Origin of the sequence: Macrococcus brunensis (assembly GCF_004359615.1) — a bacterium.
Taxonomy (GTDB): Bacteria; Bacillota; Bacilli; order Staphylococcales; family Staphylococcaceae; genus Macrococcus; species Macrococcus brunensis.
Genome location: NZ_SCWA01000018.1, coordinates 1 through 16,548, shown reverse-complemented (window position 1 = coordinate 16,548; position 16,548 = coordinate 1). Strand labels below are relative to the sequence as shown.

The 16,548-nt window shown below is 40.5% G+C and carries 17 protein-coding genes; 13 read left to right on the top strand and 4 right to left on the bottom strand.

The window, feature by feature from the left end; translation table 11 throughout:
- The first annotated feature begins 37 nt into the window (after positions 1–37).
- Entirely contained in the window at positions 38–499 is a 462-nt protein-coding gene (locus ERX27_RS09230; RefSeq protein WP_133432550.1) for a hypothetical protein, read from the top strand.
- Here the strand turns inward: ERX27_RS09230 and ERX27_RS09225 are convergent, their stop codons facing one another.
- Positions 500–1,342: a YitT family protein gene (locus ERX27_RS09225; RefSeq protein WP_133432549.1), complete on the bottom strand. Its 843-nt coding sequence runs from the start codon at positions 1,340–1,342 to the stop codon at positions 500–502.
- 246 nt (positions 1,343–1,588) lie between these two features.
- A complete protein-coding gene (locus ERX27_RS09220) occupies positions 1,589–2,944 on the bottom strand; it encodes a YhgE/Pip domain-containing protein (RefSeq protein WP_165983142.1) in 1,356 nt (451 codons plus the stop codon).
- Positions 2,945–3,096: 152 nt separating this feature from the next.
- Between ERX27_RS09220 and ERX27_RS09215 the strand changes: the two genes are divergently transcribed.
- From ERX27_RS09215 to ERX27_RS09200, 4 genes are all read left to right on the top strand, one after another.
- Complete coding sequence (locus ERX27_RS09215; RefSeq protein ID WP_165983141.1) at positions 3,097–3,696, top strand: TetR/AcrR family transcriptional regulator; 600 nt, start codon at positions 3,097–3,099, stop codon at positions 3,694–3,696.
- Positions 3,697–3,756: 60 nt separating this feature from the next.
- Positions 3,757–4,152 carry a hypothetical protein gene (locus ERX27_RS09210; protein WP_133432546.1) on the top strand — a complete coding sequence of 132 codons (396 nt, stop codon included), beginning with the start codon at positions 3,757–3,759 and terminating at the stop codon, positions 4,150–4,152.
- A 96-nt stretch (positions 4,153–4,248) separates the two neighbouring features.
- Positions 4,249–5,079, top strand: coding sequence for a formate/nitrite transporter family protein (locus tag ERX27_RS09205; RefSeq protein ID WP_133432545.1), 831 nt, complete (start codon positions 4,249–4,251; stop codon positions 5,077–5,079).
- A 110-nt stretch (positions 5,080–5,189) separates the two neighbouring features.
- Positions 5,190–5,918: a CBS domain-containing protein gene (locus ERX27_RS09200; protein ID WP_133432544.1), complete on the top strand. Its 729-nt coding sequence runs from the start codon at positions 5,190–5,192 to the stop codon at positions 5,916–5,918.
- A gap of 37 nt (positions 5,919–5,955) precedes the next feature.
- Here the strand turns inward: ERX27_RS09200 and ERX27_RS09195 are convergent, their stop codons facing one another.
- On the bottom strand, positions 5,956–6,681 hold the full coding sequence (locus ERX27_RS09195; protein WP_133432543.1) for a tryptophan-rich sensory protein: 726 nt from the start codon (positions 6,679–6,681) through the stop codon (positions 5,956–5,958).
- Between the two features lie 85 nt (positions 6,682–6,766).
- On the bottom strand, positions 6,767–7,237 hold the full coding sequence (locus ERX27_RS09190) for a CHAP domain-containing protein (RefSeq protein WP_133432542.1): 471 nt from the start codon (positions 7,235–7,237) through the stop codon (positions 6,767–6,769).
- A gap of 272 nt (positions 7,238–7,509) precedes the next feature.
- On the opposite strand from ERX27_RS09190, the gene lpdA reads away from it, so the two are divergent.
- The 8 genes from lpdA (at position 7,510) to ERX27_RS09150 (ending at position 16,367) form a co-directional block, all read left to right on the top strand.
- The gene (lpdA, locus tag ERX27_RS09185; protein WP_133432541.1) at positions 7,510–8,919 is read left to right on the top strand and encodes a dihydrolipoyl dehydrogenase; all 1,410 of its coding nucleotides are present in this window, start codon (positions 7,510–7,512) and stop codon (positions 8,917–8,919) included.
- 10 nt (positions 8,920–8,929) lie between these two features.
- Complete coding sequence (locus ERX27_RS09180) at positions 8,930–9,919, top strand: thiamine pyrophosphate-dependent dehydrogenase E1 component subunit alpha (protein ID WP_133432540.1); 990 nt, start codon at positions 8,930–8,932, stop codon at positions 9,917–9,919.
- 15 nt (positions 9,920–9,934) lie between these two features.
- Entirely contained in the window at positions 9,935–10,921 is a 987-nt protein-coding gene (locus ERX27_RS09175) for an alpha-ketoacid dehydrogenase subunit beta (protein WP_133432539.1), read from the top strand.
- Positions 10,922–10,939: 18 nt separating this feature from the next.
- Positions 10,940–12,133, top strand: a complete 1,194-nt coding sequence (locus tag ERX27_RS09170; protein ID WP_133432538.1) for a dihydrolipoamide acetyltransferase family protein — start codon at positions 10,940–10,942, stop codon at positions 12,131–12,133.
- Between the two features lie 528 nt (positions 12,134–12,661).
- Positions 12,662–14,056 (top strand): MFS transporter, encoded by a 1,395-nt coding sequence (locus tag ERX27_RS09165; RefSeq protein ID WP_133432537.1) that lies wholly within the window; start codon positions 12,662–12,664, stop codon positions 14,054–14,056.
- Between the two features lie 55 nt (positions 14,057–14,111).
- Positions 14,112–14,429 (top strand): thioredoxin family protein, encoded by a 318-nt coding sequence (locus ERX27_RS09160; protein WP_133432536.1) that lies wholly within the window; start codon positions 14,112–14,114, stop codon positions 14,427–14,429.
- 78 nt (positions 14,430–14,507) lie between these two features.
- Entirely contained in the window at positions 14,508–15,833 is a 1,326-nt protein-coding gene (merA, locus tag ERX27_RS09155) for a hypothiocyanous acid reductase MerA (RefSeq protein WP_133432535.1), read from the top strand.
- Positions 15,834–15,884: 51 nt separating this feature from the next.
- Positions 15,885–16,367 (top strand): TspO/MBR family protein, encoded by a 483-nt coding sequence (locus ERX27_RS09150; RefSeq protein WP_133432534.1) that lies wholly within the window; start codon positions 15,885–15,887, stop codon positions 16,365–16,367.
- Positions 16,368–16,548: the final 181 nt, after the last annotated feature.

Sequence of the window (16,548 nt, the reverse complement as noted above, 5' to 3'; positions counted from 1 at the left end):
ATGAATAATATTACAATAAATGGTATAGGAGGATGGGATGTTTTATCTGGAGATAGGTGATAGAGTCATGTATAGAACACTGCTGAAAAAATATTTAGCCAAATATGCAGATAGATTAATCATTACCGTTACAAGTGATGAAGATTTTGAGGGACAACCTTTTTACCAGGAATTTCAGGAAGACATCATCACTGTTAAAAAGGTTAGAGAATGGCCCGGTACTATCCGGTCAGGTGACCGAGCCTCTTCTTATTATTTTCCTTACAATATGAAGGTTGCAGAATACCTCAAGCGCTATAACTGTTTCTATAGAGCAGTTTCTAATGATACTTACACCTTGATGGAATCGCTTGATGGTATAGAGGCGGACCTTGCGTTTATGAATGGTAAAGAAGAAATTCTTTATACTATCACACACGAACGAGAAACAAGAATTATCTCGAAAGCACTCACACAGGAATTAAGACAGAATGGTTATGAAGTCTATTCACACCGTTGATTATCCTCGCGTGCCAGGTTTTGCGAAATGTCCATGAACTTCTGTAGTCTCATGGACATTGATAAAACAGTTTGGATCTGCTTCTTTAGCCACACGAATGGCATCCTGAAGTTCATAGCGCGTCAGTACCATCATAATCATCTGTGCAGGCTTCTGAGTATAGCCGCCGTATGTATCGGTAATAGTCATACCACGTCTGATAGAAGCAATCAGCGCTTGTCTGACCGCTTCACCTTTTGTTGTTACGATATTGATGGTCAATTTGATATGTGAAGTAAAGATGGTATCAACAGTTTTACCGGTAATATAAATAGAAAGTAAAGTCGTCAGTGCATTGCTCCAGCCGAGGAAGAAACCGGAACAAAGGACGATGATTCCGTTCAAAGCTGTCATAACGACACCGATAGAGATATTGCTATGCTGTGAGATAATCATTGCAATAATATCCATACCACCTGTTGTGCCCGAGTACTTTAGGATAACACCGACCCCCAGACCGCAGAGCATACCACCAAAAATAACATCAATCAACGGTTCTGAAGATATTTGTGTCACTGGGATGATAGATAAGAAAAAAGAAATAAAGCCGACGCTTAATATGGTCTGAATCATCACTTGTCTAGGTAGTTTTAAAAAGCCTAGAATCACGAGAGGTAAGTTGATCAGTAGATTAACGAGACCGGTATCCAGTGATGTCAGGATATGGACAAGTAAGGCGACACCACTTAGACCACTACTCAGCACATTGTGGGGCAGTAAGAATAAATTAAAACTGATAGCGATAATGAATGAACCGATAATGGTCACTAACAACTTAAAAATAAAGTGATCCTGGATACGCATATTGAATCTCCTTTGTGAAATAGATTAGGTTCATTATAGCAAAGTAAATTAAAGAAAGACCAATGGGCTCTGCACTCAATCTTACAGATAGCCGGACTTCTTATTACATCGCTTTCCCTCGTCCAATTTATTGGCATCACAGTAATACTTATTGAATAGGCAGTATTTATTTAGTTTAATAGAGTTCAGCATACATGATTAAATAAAAAACCGATTTCTCATTATTAGAGAAATCGGTTTTTCTGATTATGTCGGAACTTCAGCGCGTTTTGTGCTGTGTTTACGGAGAGCTGCTGCGAGTAATGATGAAGCAAACCCAAAACATGCGATGCCAACCATCACTAAAACAGGTATATTCAGTGTTAAGTCTTTATGCAAGTAAATCAGTTCACGTAAACCATCTGCGTAGAAGCCGAATGGATTCCACGTCAATACATATTTCTGATAAAACTCGTTCAGCATCTGTTTAGGCAGGGTGAGCATCTGCATGCTGAAGAATAACAGTAGCACAAAGATAGGAATAGCTTTCATACCGAGCCATGCCATGACTCCAAGAATCAGCATGATAAAGCCGAACATAGAAATAGCGATGAACATCGTTGTCTGAGTAATGTCGGGCATATAGAAACCAAGAACTTGTGTGATGAACCAGACACCGAGAATACTTGAAACAATGGCTGCGATAGCGGCCATAATCGCCTGCATAAATGTCGCTTTCAGACGTTCACCCTGCGTGACTAAACCAGATGTACGGAAGGCGAAGAAGAGCAGAACGCCTGTTACTAGTGAGCCCATCCAGATAGGTGTGAATAGCAGCATGCCGGCCATACCATTACCTTGGTGGTCTTTAATTTGATTTAAGGTTGTATGTTTAACAGTGACTGGATTCATGATGGCATCCATGTCAGACGCTACTACTTTAATATTGTTTTTATCGAGTTGTGCCACGGCTTGTTGACTGATTATTTTATTGATGCTGTCATCCATACCTGACAGCATTTTGTCGCTAATTGCAGCAGCCTGGCTAGATGCCCCTTGATTAATAATGACTTCAAGCTGACCTTTTTTAACAGCGATTGGTTTTAATAAGTTAGCATTTTCTTTCTGCATGTCTTTCATTTTCTTCTGCATGTCCTGAACGATTTTCTGTGCCTGCTGCGGTGGGATTGCACCACTAGCGACTTTTGCTTGTAAGTCTGCCTGCGCGTTTTCGGCTTTTGCTTTCGCTTCGGCTTTTTTAGCAGTCTGAATTTCACTGCGCATCGCACTCGTCGCGTTCTCTGTAAAGTGGGGCGGAATTACAATTGCACTGTAATATTCGTTGTTATCGAACCCTTTCTGCAGAGCGTCTTTATCTTTAACATTGATAAAATCCACTGTTTCATTCAAGTCTTTATTATTTCTGATTTTATCTGTGAATGTATCACCGATATTCATATCCTTACCTTGAGTTTCAAGCCCTTCGTCCATATTGACAATAGCGATGGGTAACTCTTTTGGTTTCGGATTGAATGCGGGATAGAACGCTGTAGACATAATACAGATGAGCAAGGTACCTACGATTAATGGAATATAATACAGTTTATTTTTTAAAATTTTCATATTGTCCTCCTTATTGAACATTATGTTGATTAATAATTACTCTGTATATTATAATCTGATTAATAAAGAACACAATAATCAATAATATGACTTATGTTTATTAATAGACATATTTTCACAAAATGTCTATTAATAGAAAGAAGGATGTTAAAATGCAAGATCGTCGAGTGCGTAAAACAAAAGAAAGTATTAAAGAAGCGTTTTTTAACCTTATGTCAGAGAAGCCTTTCAAAGATATTACAGTCAATCAGATTACTGAAAAAGCAGATGTTAACAGAGGAACTTTTTATCTGCATTATCTAGATAAGTTTGATTTAAGAGATAAACTTGAAAAAGAGATATTGAATGAACTGGAAGAGAATATAGCAAAGCAATCCTTGAGTAATATGATAGAGAGTCCTGAGCAATATGCGGCAGAATTGATTGGATTGATACTCGCTGTCATTGAAAAGAATCAGGATTATTTCAAGGTTACTTTGATTCATCAGGATTTAGGATTGCCGCAGGAGTTTTCTCGCATTATTCGCAATAGACTGAAAAACCAGCTGTTGCTGCCTGAGAGAGTTGATATTGTACCGATTGACTATTATTTTGCATTTATTGTCAATGCCCAGACCGGCATTATTAAACAATGGGTAAAGAGTGGCATGAAAGAATCAAAGGAAGAGATAGCAAAATATGCGTTTACGCTTGCTTACAACGGTCCGCTGAAACTGATGCATCAATATTTGGAGCAGGAAAAGAAAAACTAAGCTTGCGGAAAAGGAAGTAGGGTAGAAGAGAAATAAGAGAAGAGAGGTCAGGTCATACTCATGAAACGGTTCTGTTATGCAATTGTCTCCAGTCTTAGTTTATACATTGTGCTGTTGCTACTTGATCAGCTCTTTCATACACAGACAGCGCTATTATTGCTGAATATTGATTTTATGATTAAGAGTGCGCCTTTTATCATAGAATTAGGACTGCATGTCATGGCCGGCGTAGTCCTCTATTATATGCTGAGCATTCTTTACCGTTATAGAACGCTGTTCAAAGCAGCGCTCCTTGTTTCGCTCATTCAGTTCATTTTTTTGTATTTTCAGCTGACAGCTTTAGCAGTGACAGATTCTCTTGTTCTTTCAGCATCGGGTTTTATCATCTGGCTGGCAGGACATCTTGTATACTTGCTGATAGCCGCACGTTTAATTGCGATTGAGCATAGAACCTGATATTTTATGAATTTATGAAAATAATTGCGCTCTCTTACTCGGAAAGTGGTAAAATCAAATTATGTTAATAAAATCACAAACAAGGAGAGTTTACTTATGCAAATTGAAAAACCGGTTAAGTCCGTATCTGATACATTTACCAGTACAGATAATATCGGAGAAGCTTTGACACAAGTCGCATTAAAAGAAGTGAACGTCGACCGTGAGCCGGCTCGCTATATTTTAAAAGCTATTATTGCAGGCTTTCTGCTGGCGATTATGGCTGTCTTCTCTTTGGCTGTCAAAACACAGTTTGAAGGGGCAAGTCACGGACTTGTCAATATTTTAGGCGCTATCGCCTTCAGTATCGCGCTCGTTATGATTGTCATGACAAGAGCGGAACTATTAACAAGTAACTTTATGTACCTGACGGTAGGACTTTATTATCGGACGATTTCAATGAGTAAGGTCGCAAAAATCTTCATCTATTGTTTTATCGGTAATATTATCGGCGGCTTTATCTTATTCGGTATGATGACGGGCACGAAAGTGATGACGCCTGAAATGGTCACCGCTCTTACAAAGACAGTTTCTGCTAAAACAATTGAATCAACCTGGCTGGCGATTATGATTAAAGCGATTTTTGCTAACTTCTTTATCAATATCGGTATCTTTATTGCCATGCAGTGTAAAGAGGCACTCGCAAAAGCATTCTTCATCGCTATCGGTGTCGTGATATTCGTCTTCATGGCTTATGAGCACGTGGTATATAATACAGGGTTATTCGCCGGTATGATGTATTACAATCCGGCTGCTATTTCATGGATTGATATTCTTAAAAATGTGGTCTTTGCTTTCATCGGTAACTTTATCGGTGGCGGTATCTTCGTAGGGTTAGTCTATGCTTATCTGAACGGTCATCGTGACGATATTGTTAAAGCCAAATAGTGATTTCAAATACGAACCCTGCCAAAGGTTCGTATTTTTTATTTTCTGGGCTAGATGATGGCAGTAGTTACACGTGAAACGGGTATAAAAGCTTAAAGGAGTGAAGATATTTGGGTAATCTGGATCAGTTTCTGACAGCATTCAATTTACTGCATGAAGCGATGAAGAAATACACAAAACGCGATGATAATTTCGGTTCACTGCTCTATCAGCTAAAAGAGAAGCATCCTGTCATCAAGCAGTATCAGGATGATATCGATATGGCCCGTGAACTACGCAATTTACTTGTACATGAAAAGAAAGAGACATTCAATATAGCAGAGCCTACAACAGAATTCATCGATATGCTGACGACAATCCGTCAACAATTCGAGAATCCGGCGACCGTCAGTATTTTCAGTAAAGAAGTCATCAGTTTAAGAGACAGTGATAGCCTGCTGAAAGTCCTTGAGCTCGTAGAACAGTATCATGTTTCTCAGTATCCAGTCTTTCAGGGACAATGCTTTCTCGGTATTCTGACAGACAACGGTATTACGAACTGGCTGTCATCTGTGAGGAAGGAAACACCACTTGATTTAAACAAATATAAGGTCAGCGAAATTTTAACTAAAGACGATAAAGGTGCTTCTTATGAAGTGATAAGGCAGGACATGCCGCTTTATGAAATTGAGAAAAAAATGATAGAACGCATCAATCAGAAAGGTCAGTCCAAGCTGGTGCTGCTGATTTCTAAAACAGGCGCCATTAAGCAGAGAGAAGACATCATAGGTATTATGACGCCAGGAGATATGCCGAAAGTGATGGAGCATCTCTTATTAAAAAACAGCTTTCCCACATAATGGGGAAAGCTGTTTTATTTGTTTCTGGGCACTGTGATCATTTTTTAAACTTTCGTATCAATATAGTGAGGGCTGTGATTAGTTGAACTACAATACAGCCGATAAGGATCATTAATAGCAGTGAATGCTGATTTTCAAAATAGATAGCAGTGAAGGCCCAGACGAAAACAAGCGGATAAAGAAAATCGTGATACTTAAATGCGATATAAACACAAAGCGCAGTTGCCACTACCAGCATCACCCATGTCCATGTCAGTTCAGACAGTCCTATGACGTGCGAAACATCGAGTGATTTCACATAGGTGAAAATATTGACTATTGTCGCTACGGTAACCCAGGCAAAATAAATACTAAAAACTGAGCGGTCAAATGGATGATTATGATGCTGCGATATTTTGCGGTAGATAATGACTAAAGTAAGCAGTAAAGCGATGATAACGATAACTGAAGTGAGCTTCCAGTTCTGCGTGAAGACATAAATCCATAAGCCGTTCAGAATAAAGTTCAGAATCGGCCAGAATGTCAGATTCTCACCTTGCGTTAAGTCGTAAGATTGTTGTTTATCTAACAACAGACGAATTATCCAGATGATAATGAACAGATAAATGAGACTCCAGATAGAAAAAGCATAACCCGCAGGCTGAATCAGTGCTTGATCCTGATTAGCTACTCTGCCGACATTCATTGAAGTTAAATAGTTCATGACAAGTGTACCGATAAATACAACCAGATAAATAAGTGGCCAAACTTTTGCGCGAGACATCGTCCACACCCTTTCCTTTAAATATATTATTCCCTGTCACGTCAATTTAACACGTCCAGATGCGTCAGTTTTTTAATGACTGTTATTAAGCATCTGTTCTAGGATTACCTTTCGGATGAATAAACTGATAACGCTGAATATCCTGCTTGGTCAGCACACGTTCCGAGATATAGTAAGGCTTAATATAGTTCATTTCTGTTACTTTAATACTCCCGTTTTGATAGACGTGTTCCACATAAGCGACATGTCCTTGTCTGCCTCGGGCTGATTGCAGTAACGAACCTTCAAGAGGTCGCTGGTTCACAATATAGCCTTCTTCTTTTGCTCGTGTTGCCCAGTATTTTGCATCATTCCAGGATTTCGCTATCATTTTGCCATCCTGTCTGACTTTATCAAAAACATAATAAGTACATTGACCTTCATCATAAGTATTTATGGTCATAGGGTCAGGTCTCATCTGCTTTACTAATTGATTGTTTGATGCCGTAAAGGTCTCCCGGTAATGATATCCCCCAGCTCCGAGCAATATGACAGCAAACAAGAAAATTTTTTTCATATTCCACCTTCGTCGCCATAGAAACATACACCTTTAATAGTCATAAGCATCATTCCTTTTCTTAAAAACATTACCTCTTAGACAACTTAATAAGTGAATATAGCATAGCCCAATAAATATAGGAATACAACTATTTACATGATTTGTATCAATATTGCAAATCAAATTATTATTAGTTACTAGTAGCAGGTAATAAGTGTTAGAATAATTACCGTAGAGATTTTCAGTATAGATAGATGCATTTGATAACTGAAATGGAAGGTAGTGGCTGAATGGTATTAGAAACAGATTTACTCATTTTAGGCGGAGGGACAGGTGGCTATGTGGCTGCTATTCATGCGGCTAAACAAGGACAGAAAGTCGTCATCGTCGAGAAAGAACAGCTCGGGGGCACTTGTCTGCATCGCGGTTGTATTCCGACTAAAGCGTTGCTACGCAGTGCGGAAGTTTATGACACCATTAAACGGGCTGGTGAATTTGGTATCTCGAGCAGTGAAGCAGGCTTTGATTTCCTGAAAATACAGGCCCGGAAGGAAAAGATTGTTGAGCAGCTGCATCAAGGGGTGAAAGCCTTATGCGAAAAAAATAAAATCAAAATCTATCACGGAGAAGGCGCGATATTAGGTCCTTCTATTTTCTCGCCTGTCTCAGGTGCCGTAGCAGTTACTTTCCCGAATTCAGATGAGGAAGAACAGATTATCGTACCGAAAAAGCTCATTATTGCGACAGGTTCTTCTCCGCGTACCCTGCCAGATGTCGAGATAGATGAAACCTTTATTCTGACATCAGACGGGGTGCTTAGTCTGCAGGAACTGCCGAAGAAAATGGCAGTGATCGGCGGCGGTGTCATTGGCGTGGAATGGGCATCTCTTCTGAACAGTTTTGGAGTAGATGTCACAATCATAGAATACGCAGAACGGCTCGTCATCAACGAAAGCGCATCAGTCGCGAAAGAACTGCAGAGGCAGTTTGAAGAACGTGGCATTCAAGTGATGACGCAAAGAGCTGTCAGAAGTGCCTCAGTAGAGTCAGAGAAGGTGCAGATTGAAGTAGTAGGGCACGATATTATGACATTTGATAAAGTCATGGTTGCTGTAGGCCGGACGCCGAATGTTAACGGTATAGGACTGCAGAACACATCCGTTCAGTTCGATGATAAAGGCATCCAGGTCAATGATTACTATCAGACAGCAGAAAGTCATATTTACGCGATCGGTGATTGCATTGATACGCTTCAACTCGCACATGTTGCTGCCAAAGAAGGTGAAATAGCTGTACGTCATTTACTGGGAGAAGCAGTGATGCCGCTTAATTATCATGATATTCCCAAATGTACTTATACACAACCTGAGATTGCGAGTGTTGGCTATCATGCATCGAATTTCCCGGAAAATATGAACGTCAAAGTCGGCAAGTTTCATTTCAGAGGCAATGGGAAATCACTCATTTACGGAGAACCGGACGGTTTTGTTGAAGTACTGCGAGACACCCAGACTGATGACCTTATCGGTGTGACGATTATCGGTCCACATGCTACAGAGCTGATCGGCGAAGCAGCAGCAGGTATCTACTTAAATGCATCCGCACTTGAATTAAGTGACGTGATTCATGCGCACCCGACCATGTCCGAAACATTGATGGAGGCAGCACTGGATAGTTATGGACTGGCGATTCATAAATAGGAGGTAAAAAATGAGACAACTAAAAGAAACAGGACTCACGAAAGAAGAACTTATCCATGCGTTTAAACATGTTCTTAGAGGCCGGAGATTAGATGAACGACTCTGGCAGCTGACACGTATCGGTAAAACATCATTTAATATTTCCGGGCAAGGTGCAGAAGTAGGGCAAGTGGCAATGGTCATGGCTTTCCAGCCGGAAAAAGATTATTTCCTGCCTTATTATCGTGATATGACAGCTTGTCTGACCTGGGGGATGTCCTCGAAAGATATTATCCTCGGATCCTTCGGTAAAGAAGCGGATCCCTCATCTCATGGCCGCCAGATGCCAAATCACTATGGCTCAAAAGAACACAACATCATTTCACATTCTTCCCCTGTCTCTACGCAGCTGAACGTTGCAACAGGAATCGGTTACGCTGCGTTACTGGAGGAATCTGACTCTGTGACTGTAACGACAACCGGAGAAGGATCATTTAACCAGGGTGAAGTTGCAGAAGCGATGAATTTTGCCGCCATCAAGAAACTTCCCATTATCTTTGTAGTCGAAAATAACTTATGGGCTATCTCTGTAGGCATCAAAGAACAGTATGCCAATAAAGAGATGGCAGAGCGTGCAGCAGCCTATGGTTTTGAAGGGATTCGAGTAGACGGCATGAACTTTACTGAATGTTATCTTGCATTCAAACACTATGTTGAAGCAGCACGTGCAGGGAAAGGGCCGGCACTTGTTGAACTGATGGTATCACGGATGACTTCTCACTCATCGGATGATGATCAGACGGTTTATCGTTCTAAAGAAGAACTGGAAGAAATGAAGACAAAAGATCCGCTTGCAGCTTTTCAGAAACAGATGCTGGATGAAGGTTATCTGACGCAGCAGGATATAGATGCAATGGAGCTGGAACTGAAAGAAGAAATCAATAAGGCAACAGATGAAGCAGAACACATGCCGGATCCGGATGCAGCCGATATTCTGGCACATGTCTGGGCAGAGAATTAGAGAGGAGGTCCATTTATGACAATGATGACTTATTTAGAAGCAATCAATCGTGGAATCGCAGAAGAAATGGAAAAGGACGACAAGGTCGTTATTTTTGGTGAAGATGTCGGCGGTGTAAAAGGCGGTGTCTTTGGTGTGACTAAAGATCTGGCAGCACGTTTTGGTGATAAACGGGTATTCAATACACCCCTTACAGAAGGGCTGATCGGTGGACTGGCAGTTGGGCTTGGTGTACGTGGTTATCGTGCCATTGGTGAATTTCAGTTCGCAGATTATATTTTGCCGGCGGTCAATGAAATCATGTCTGAAGCCGCCCGCATACGCTACCGGACAAGAGGGGATTTCACTGCACCGATTGTTTACCGCACGCCTTATGGTGGCGGTGTCAGAGGCGGATTCTACCACTCACAGACGACGGATAAGATTTTTGTAGGACAGCCCGGGCTTCGCGTCGTCACACCATCATCTGCCTATGATGCGAAAGGACTGATAAAAGCAGCGATTCGCAGTGATGATCCAGTGCTGTTCTTTGAGCATAAACGTCTTTACAGATTATTGAAAGAAAACGTACCTGATACAGACTACGTCGTGCCGCTTGATAAAGCGAATATTGTCAGACAAGGTGAAGATATAACCGTCATTGCTTATGGGATGGCTCTTCAATTTGCACTTAAAGCAGCTGAGACACTTGCAGAAGAGAATATCGAAGCAGAAATTGTAGATGTTCGTTCTTTATATCCACTTGATAAAGAGACATTGATTCAGGCAGCGAAGAAAACAGGTAAAGTCCTACTTGTGACAGAAGATAACAAAGAACAAAGTGTAATGAGTGAAATAGCGGCTATTATAGCTGAAGAAGCACTCTTCGATTTAGATGCGCCTATCCGTCGTCTGGCAGGTCCGGATTCACCGAGCATGCCTTATGCGCTATCTTTAGAACGTGAATTTCTGATTAATGAAGAGAAAGTAAAGCATGCAATGCGTGAACTGGCTGAATTTTAAGAGTAAAGGAGCGTCATCATGGCGATAAAGACTATTGTATTACCAGGTTTAGGTGAAAGTGTCACAGAAGCCTCTATCACAAACTGGCTTGTCCAGCCGGGCGATCAAGTTGAACGTTATCAGCCAATAGCTGAAGCGACTTCTGATAAAGTGACTACTGAAATTCCCTCTGATTTTGCAGGCACTGTCAAAGAACTGTTGGTTGAACTGGATAAAGATATTCCGATTCACGACCCCATTATGACGATTGAAGTAGCAGGCGAGCAGGAAGAGGAAGAAGTAGCTGAGGATCACGACAAGTCACTGAATGATGACGCGTCAGCTAAAGATGTTCCTGAAGAAAAGCATCAAATGCGCTATTCTCCAGCAGTGCTGAAACTCTCGCAGGAACGCCATATCGATCTTTCGCAAGTGACTGGGACAGGTCGGCATGGTCGCATCACACGAAAAGATATTCTGAACTTCCAGCCTCAAAAAGCAGCAGAAAAGTCTGAAACCGTGACTCCGGCAGCTGCGACAGAAGTGATGCAGACAGATGGTGTCAGAAAAGCGATTGCCAAGCGCATGGTACAAAGTGTTAATGAAATTCCACATGCCTGGATGATGGTGGAAGCGGACGTTACAGAACTTGTAAAGTTGCGTAACGCTCATAAAACCACTTTTAAAGAGCAGGAGGGCATCTCACTTTCATTCTATCCATTCTTCATCAAAGCAGTGGCACAGGCGCTGAAGAAACATCCAAAGATGAATGCATCATGGGTTGATAATGAAATCACTTTCTTTAAAGACATCAATATCTCTATTGCTGTTGCGACGGATGATCACCTATTTGTACCGGTCATCAGAAATGCAGATGAATTGTCGGTTAAAGGAATCGCTAAAGAAGTAGATCGTCTTGCAAAAGCAGTACGTAATAACAGTCTGACCTCTGAGCAGATGCAGGGGGGGACGATCACAGTCAATAACACGGGCTCATTTGGCTCAGTGATGTCTCAGGGCATCATTAATTATCCGCAAGCCGCTATCCTGCAGATTGAAAGTATTAATAAGCGAGTAATACCAACTGAAGAAGGTGGACTTAAATTTGCTGATATGATCAACCTTTGTCTGTCGATTGATCACCGTATTTTAGACGGACTTGCTGCAGGACGTTTTCTGGCAGATGTTAAAAGCAATCTGCTGCAATTTAACAATGAATCAGATATTTATTAAACCATATACCTTGAATGTGAGTTTTAAGTTAACATTCAAGGTATTACTTTGTTAACTTTTCTAACTGATTTCATAGAAAGCTCAAGGAAGACAGGTTATGTATACAAAAGTTATTTATATAGTAGAAACATGCTATATAACAAGAGTTAACAGGAACCTTTTTAGTTAATTCAACGAGTAAAAATATACTTATAAAAGGTAAATACACTTAAAAAATAAGCGTTTTCTTTAATTGTTCACATTTGTATGTCTCATACTTTAACGCTTTGGTGTATAGTAGTGGTATTAAAAAACAGGAGAGGAGTCCTGAAGACTAAGATTGATGTAGTACAGTTAAAACTCAGTTGATTATACAACTGAAAGATTATGAGGAATTACTGCAGGATTGTTCATAATAGAATAACTGTTCTTACAAAATTTCAGAATATTTGAAAATTTAAGTCGTTTTTCTAAAGAATGTTTGTAAATTTTTAATTAGTGGAACTAAAAGTAATGTGTTGAAAAAAACTCGATAAAAGGTGGATAATCATGAATCAAAATCACACAAGTGAAAACTTTAAAGGCGATAACAAGTTAATTATCGGTATTGTTCTTGCAGTATTAACTTTCTGGCTTTTTGCTCAATCACTCGTTAACATCGTCCCGACATTAAAAGATACTTTTAATACAAGTATGGGTAACATCAATACAGCGCTCAGCTTAACAGCTCTTTTCTGTGGGATGTTCGTGGTAGGTGCAGGTGGTATAGCAGATAAATACGGTCGTGTAAAAGTCACACAAGCCGGTCTTATTTTAAGCATTATCGGTTCAGTCCTCGTTATAGCGACAACTATTCCAGCTGTTATGATGGTTGGACGTGTTATCCAAGGTTTCTCAGCAGCAGCAATCATGCCTGCAACACTCGCTATTGTTAAAGCTTATTACCACGGTGCAGATCGTCAGAGAGCATTAAGTTTCTGGTCAATCGGTTCTTGGGGTGGTTCAGGTATCTGTTCATTCTTCGGTGGAGCCGTTGCAACAACATTCGGATGGCAATGGATTTTCGTTATTTCAATCGTCTTATCTATTATTGCAATCTTCCTGATTAAAGGTACACCTGAAACAAAAGCAGATGAAGAAACACGTACACGCTTTGACGTGCCTGGTTTAGCCATTTTAGTCGTATTTGTATTAGGTCTTGAACTCTTCATCACTAAAGGTGGAGAATTTGGTTATACTTCAATGATCTCATTAGGTTTAATCGCTTTAATCGTCGTATCATTCATCATCTTCTTCTTACGTGAACGCGTATCAAGAAATCCATTAATCGACTTCCACCTCTTCTCTAACAAACCTTATACAGGTGCTGTTGTTTCTAATTTCCTGTTAAACGCAGTCGGTGGTACTTTAGTTGTAGCGAATACATTTGTACAGCAAGGCCTTGGATTCTCATCTTTCCAAGCAGGTTCTTTATCACTGACTTACTTAGTGATGGTCTTACTGATGATTCGTGTCGGTGAAAAGATGTTACAGAAAATGGGCGCTAAAAAACCGATGATGTTAGGATCAATTATTGCGGCAATCGGTATCCTGTTAATTTCATTAACATTCCTGCCTCAAATGCTCTATATCGTCAGCTCAATTATCGGTTACTTATTATTTGGTTTAGGTTTAGGTATCTATGCAACGCCTTCTACAGATACAGCGGTATCTACTGCACCTGAAAATAAAGCAGGGGTTGCAGCGGGTATCTACAAAATGGCTTCATCTTTAGGTAACGGTTTTGGTATGGCAATCAGTGGTGCTGTCTATGCGACTGCTATTGTTGGACTGGGACTTTCTCACGGTGCAATGATTGCATTATGGGTGAACGTAGCTATGGCGTTAGTATCATTCCTGGCTATCATGTTCTTAATTCCTAATGATGATAAACGTGTAAAATAGGATAGAATTCAAGAGACAACGTTATCGTTGTCTCTTTTTTATTGGAGGTTATAAAATGGTAAAACTGAATATTTACGAGGAATGGCTTAAGATCTTGAATAATAATGAAAAGAAACTGCTCTATACGATGACAACAGGCTGCTCAGTCTGTCATGCTGATTATCCTCGTGTAAAAGCTTTGGTAGAGGAAGAACAAATTTCGGGCTATTATCTGATGGCTGATGAGATTCCTGAGGCAGCGGGTCAGCTCTCTTTGTTTACTTCTCCGGTAGTCATGCTCTTTAATCAGGATAGAGAATATCACCGGCAAGCACGGATCATTGATTTTGAAACTCTTCATACGCGAATGAAGCAGCTGAAACTGGAATATTAATGGCAATCAGTTCATAACAGTGAGATAATTAATTGAAGCGTTTTCATCAATTGTTCCAAACATAAGGAGGACATGGTAATGAAAGAGTATGATTTAATTGTCATCGGTTTTGGTAAGGCAGGAAAGACGCTGGCTAAATTTATGGGTCGGCAAGGTAAACAGGTCGCAGTGATTGAAAAATCCAGCAGAATGTACGGGGGAACTTGTATTAATATCGGTTGTATTCCTTCAAAGTTACTCATTCACGATAGTGCGAAGCAACGACCATTCGAACAGTCGATTGCTCGTAAGGAAGAAGTGACGTCACTTCTGAACAAAAAGAATTATCATAAATTATCTGGGGAAGAAAATGTAGAAGTAATTGACGCAAAAGCACACTTCAAATCGAATAAAGTACTTGAACTGCACTTTGCAGATGGGACAGCAGAAGAAATGACAGCAGAGCATATCGTCATCAATACAGGGGCTGTCTCCAACGTGCCACCTATTAAAGGGGTTATAGAATCGAAACACGTCTATGATTCAGAAGGCATTATGCAGCTGACGAAGCAGCCTAAACGTCTGGTCATTGTCGGGGGCGGCTATATCGCACTTGAGTTCGCTGCATCATTCGGTGATTTCGGTACCGAAGTCACGGTCCTTGAGCGTGGCAACCAAATTCTTGGGCACGAGGACCAGGAGATTGCTGCTATGGCCATCAAAGATATGGAAGCGCATAATGTGACTTTCGTATTAAATGCGAGTACTGAAGCATTTGAAGATCAAGGTGATGAGGTCATAGTGAAGACATCTCAAGGCGATTTTACAGCAGATGCAGTCCTCTATGCGACAGGACGTAAGCCGAATACAGATTTAGGACTCGAAAACACAGATATAGAACTCGGTGCACGCGGTGAGATCAAAGTAAATGAATATCTTGAAACAACTGTGCCAAATGTCTATGCTGCAGGTGATGTGACGGGCGGACCCCAGTTCACATATATTTCGCTTGATGATTTCCGTGTTATTAAAGACGGACTTGTTGGCGAGCGTAAACGCACGACAGAAAATAGAGGTATTATTCCGTATACCGTTTTCATCACACCGCCTATTTCTGTCGTCGGTATGACAGCTGATGAAGCTCGTGCTAAAGGCTATGACATTATGGAAGGTAGAGTCAAAGTCTCAAGCATCACGCGTCACACAATAGATGACGAAGGCAGAGGACTCTTTAAATCTGTTGTTGATAAGAAGACACATCAAATATTAGGTGCGACACTTTACGGTGTGAAGTCTGATGAGCTGATTAACTTGATTGCACTTGCTATGAATCAGCAAGTTCCTTATGAGGTCATTCGTGATACGATCTATACACATCCAACGATTGTGGAGTCATTCAATGATCTATTCAATGTCAGTGAGTAATTATTTTCCATTCGGGTATAGAATAAGTAATTATACTCTGGAGGGATAGTCATGACCGTTAAGAAACAAATCATAAAAATGACGTTACCACTAGCAGGTGGTCTCATAGTCGGCGCATTAACGAGTAAAGCTCAAGACGATTATAAGCAGTATGAACAGCCGCCGCTCGCACCACCACCTGCTGCCTTCCCGATTGTCTGGCCGGTACTTTATACAGGAATGGGCGTGGCTTATTATTTAGCTGATCGCTACACGACAGACAAAAGTGTTAAGGTCAGTCATTATGCACAGCTCGGTTTAAACTATTTATGGTCGATTTTGTATTTTAATCTAAAATTACGAGGTACAGCCCTCATTGAAAGCTTCTGTCTGCTTGCGGCTGGACTTTTAGCAGCCCTCATCTTTTATGACCATAATGAGATAGCAGGTCTCTTAATGACACCTTATGTCGCATGGCTCGCATATGCAAGTTATCTGACAGCAGGTACCATTAAGCTGAACCATGATAAACCAGGATTTAGCCGAGATTTTTAAAAACAGCCGATTGGCTGTTTTTTTTTGTATGTATAAATGTAAAGAGGGTATAAGTCACTAGTGTTGCATAAATAAATACAGAATTTTCTGAACTTTTATTTTCTACGAAAATTTAAAAATTGAAAACACCTAAACAGAGGTAGCGATCATCCATTTTTTTACTGATGTAATTACGTAATAA

What these genes read in the sequence shown, in the direction of transcription:
- ERX27_RS09230 (WP_133432550.1), top strand. Translation starts at nt 38, where the DNA reads ATGTTTTATCTGGAGATAGGTGATAGAGTCATGTATAGAACACTGCTG.
- ERX27_RS09225 (WP_133432549.1), bottom strand. Translation starts at nt 1,342, where the DNA reads ATGCGTATCCAGGATCACTTTATTTTTAAGTTGTTAGTGACCATTATC.
- ERX27_RS09220 (WP_165983142.1), bottom strand. Translation starts at nt 2,944, where the DNA reads ATGAAAATTTTAAAAAATAAACTGTATTATATTCCATTAATCGTAGGT.
- ERX27_RS09215 (WP_165983141.1), top strand. Translation starts at nt 3,097, where the DNA reads ATGCAAGATCGTCGAGTGCGTAAAACAAAAGAAAGTATTAAAGAAGCG.
- ERX27_RS09210 (WP_133432546.1), top strand. Translation starts at nt 3,757, where the DNA reads ATGAAACGGTTCTGTTATGCAATTGTCTCCAGTCTTAGTTTATACATT.
- ERX27_RS09205 (WP_133432545.1), top strand. Translation starts at nt 4,249, where the DNA reads ATGCAAATTGAAAAACCGGTTAAGTCCGTATCTGATACATTTACCAGT.
- ERX27_RS09195 (WP_133432543.1), bottom strand. Translation starts at nt 6,681, where the DNA reads ATGTCTCGCGCAAAAGTTTGGCCACTTATTTATCTGGTTGTATTTATC.
- ERX27_RS09190 (WP_133432542.1), bottom strand. Translation starts at nt 7,237, where the DNA reads ATGAAAAAAATTTTCTTGTTTGCTGTCATATTGCTCGGAGCTGGGGGA.
- lpdA (WP_133432541.1), top strand. Translation starts at nt 7,510, where the DNA reads ATGGTATTAGAAACAGATTTACTCATTTTAGGCGGAGGGACAGGTGGC.
- ERX27_RS09180 (WP_133432540.1), top strand. Translation starts at nt 8,930, where the DNA reads ATGAGACAACTAAAAGAAACAGGACTCACGAAAGAAGAACTTATCCAT.
- ERX27_RS09175 (WP_133432539.1), top strand. Translation starts at nt 9,935, where the DNA reads ATGACAATGATGACTTATTTAGAAGCAATCAATCGTGGAATCGCAGAA.
- ERX27_RS09170 (WP_133432538.1), top strand. Translation starts at nt 10,940, where the DNA reads ATGGCGATAAAGACTATTGTATTACCAGGTTTAGGTGAAAGTGTCACA.
- ERX27_RS09165 (WP_133432537.1), top strand. Translation starts at nt 12,662, where the DNA reads ATGAATCAAAATCACACAAGTGAAAACTTTAAAGGCGATAACAAGTTA.
- ERX27_RS09160 (WP_133432536.1), top strand. Translation starts at nt 14,112, where the DNA reads ATGGTAAAACTGAATATTTACGAGGAATGGCTTAAGATCTTGAATAAT.
- merA (WP_133432535.1), top strand. Translation starts at nt 14,508, where the DNA reads ATGAAAGAGTATGATTTAATTGTCATCGGTTTTGGTAAGGCAGGAAAG.
- ERX27_RS09150 (WP_133432534.1), top strand. Translation starts at nt 15,885, where the DNA reads ATGACCGTTAAGAAACAAATCATAAAAATGACGTTACCACTAGCAGGT.